This window comes from Hungatella sp. L36 (genome assembly GCF_014288035.1).
The window spans coordinates 1-1,240 of sequence record NZ_JACOPC010000052.1; the positions used below are offsets into that span (position 1 = coordinate 1).

Annotated in this window: 1 protein-coding gene; it reads right to left on the reverse strand. The window is 46.8% G+C overall.

Annotation, left to right across the window (positions count from 1 at the left end; all coding sequences use genetic code 11):
* Positions 1-119: 119 nt before the first annotated feature.
* The coding region (locus tag H8S80_RS33860) for an IS110 family RNA-guided transposase (RefSeq protein ID WP_118090910.1) at positions 120-1,240 on the reverse strand (1,121 nt) is incomplete at its 5' end.

Here is a 1,240-nt window from a genome sequence, read left to right on the forward strand (position 1 = left end):
AGCCTGCAAATGAAAAGTCAATAGAGAATTGAGGAAGTTTGCAAAAAAGTTTTATGCAGCGTTTAGGAACTACAAAAAGACCACCGTAAAACGCTGGCCTATTGGATGTTAAGTCAAGGTTATTCTGGTTTGGGTAAGGCAGCTAAATACTCCTTCACACGGCCATAGTAGATTCGCAGGAACTTATTGGCACCGGCAGTCATGTAGACATAGTACGGCTTCCCTTCTGAACGTTTCTTGTCCAGAAAGCGATAAACAGCGTCATCGGAAGGAGCGGACTTAATTAGGACGTCCATGATCTGAAACAACGTTTTGCGCAGCTGCGGTGATCCTCGCTTGGATGTACGGACACTACGTGCCTCATAGGTGCCGGATTGATTGACCCCAGGGTCCACACCGGCAAATGCAGTTAATGCTTCACGATGGGAAAAGCGAGAGAGATCGCCTATTTCGGCCATAAGTTGAGGGCCGAGTGAGGGGCCTACCCCCTTCATGGCCATGACTACCTGATACTCTGGCAGTTGGGCGGCGAGACGGTTCATTTCCAGGCGGAGCTGTTCCACTGTGAAAGATACCGTATTGAGCTGCTCCACAGCCTGCTTAACCAAAAACTTAGTCACAGAGTCTTTCGTGAACACGGAAATCAGTTCTTTGGAAAACGAATAAATCTGTGCTGGTTTCTCTGGTTGGAAGTTATAGCCGTGCCGTTTGCACCATTTTTGATAGCGCTCAGTAAACGTAGCAAGCCCAAGAGAACGCACACAGTCCACGTGCCAGAATGAGGAAACAAAGTCTACCCATTTCTGGCTGCCATCGCTGCGGGCAGGACTGTCAAAGAAGTCATTAATGCCAGGGTAAGTCTGATCCAGCAGGGAGATGAGGTTGTTCTTGTAAGAGGTTTTCTGTTTCATGTAGAAGCTGAACTGGTGATTCATGGTTTTTAATTGATTGCGAATGATATCCATACTGGTATACTGGCGCAAATCCTGCCAGTTGTCAAGAGCATAGCGTGCAATCTTAACGGAATCAGCTTTATCTGTTTTAACTTTACGGAGAGTGTTATTGCCGTAATCCTTAATCAGCTTTGGATTAACCGTACTGACAAAGAAACCAGAGTCAGAGAGCCATCGGGCCATAGGTTCGTAATACCGTCCTGTATGCTCCATGATAATCCGAGTACTACCGTCCAGAGAATTGAGCTGATCAACTAGCTGATGGAAACCACTGGAAGTATGCGGAA